This window comes from Arhodomonas sp. KWT, from assembly GCF_010993615.1.
In genome coordinates this window covers 1-1125 of the sequence record NZ_WNXE01000523.1, presented here as the reverse complement: position 1 = coordinate 1125, position 1125 = coordinate 1, and the positions used below count along the sequence as shown (strand labels likewise).

General features: G+C 72.4%; 2 protein-coding genes. One reads left to right on the top strand and one right to left on the bottom strand.

Features of this window, described 5'->3' with window-relative positions:
- Nucleotides 1-549, top strand: a 549-nt coding sequence (locus G7A99_RS20420) for a DMT family transporter (protein WP_163143695.1), incomplete at its 5' end; no start/stop codon positions are given.
- A 154-nt stretch (nt 550-703) separates the two neighbouring features.
- Here G7A99_RS20420 and G7A99_RS20415 read toward each other — a convergent pair.
- Nucleotides 704-1125 (bottom strand): FG-GAP repeat protein (locus G7A99_RS20415; RefSeq protein ID WP_205599960.1); only part of this gene is annotated, 422 nt, incomplete at its 5' end.

The following is a 1125-nucleotide window of genomic DNA, read 5'->3' as shown; positions in this document are numbered from 1 at the left end:
TGGCCGACACCATGGCCGCGCCTCGTCGCCATCGTCGTGGGTCTGGCCGGACTAGCCCTCGTGCTGGGTGCAGACGGTGCCGTCCCGCTCCCGCACGGCCTCGGCGACTGGCTCGGGCTGACCTCCGGGCTGCTCTGGGCCATCGCCACCACGGGGATCCGCTCCCGCCCGGCGGTGGCACCGGGCAAGTCTGCCTTCGTCTTCGCCCTCGGCGCCTGTATCGGTGCCGCCGTTCTCGCACCGGCCCTTGCGCCCCTGCCGCGACTGTCGGCGAGCGCCGCGGCCCCCGCGCTCGGCTGGGCCCTCGTCACCGGCGGCATCTGGTGGGGGCTGTCGATGGCCTGCCTGATGTGGGCGGCGGCCCGGCTGGAGCCCGCCCGGGTGGGCATCCTGCTGATGTCGGAGGTGCTGGTCGGCCTGATCTCGGCGGCGCTGATCGCCGGCGAGCTGCTGGGGGCGCAGGAGATCGCCGGTGGCGCCCTGGTGCTGTGCGCGGGTGTGCTGGAGGTCTGGCCGGTACGACGCAGTCGCGCCGACAACACGCCGTGATCGCCGCCCTACGGCTCGTACGGGCGATACGGGGCGACAGACCCATTTGCGAAGGGCATATGGAGCCCTTTATATCCAGTGCCTTGCAGGCTATTCCCGACGCACTGCGACACGCATGCCGCAGCGCGTTTCCTGCCGGCAAATCGCCTCGGAGCTAGTGCACTGCCGGAAACAGCGTCGCCGTGCCGGTAACGACCTCACCGTCGGCATCCGCCGGGATGTCCTGCGGTGCACCGACGACGACGGCACCCTGGCCGGCCGCAACGGCGGAGCCGAACTCGTCATAGGTGTCCGGCGCCGACGGCGACAGCCGGGTGCTCAGGCGCCACCCGTCGTCGCCCGGAGCAAACGTCCAGACGGCACCGCTGTCCCGCCCGGGCTCGTCGACACGCGGCGCGCCCACCACCGCAATGTCCCCCGCCAGGGCGACGGCGTGCCCGAACTGGTCGCGATCCGCCGGTTCCGGTGCGGTCAGCTTCGCGATCTCGCTCCAGCCTTCACCCGTGCGCCCGAAGACGTACGCGGCCCCCTCGTCGCTGCCGTCGAGGTCGGCAAAGCGTGCACCGACCAGGGCCC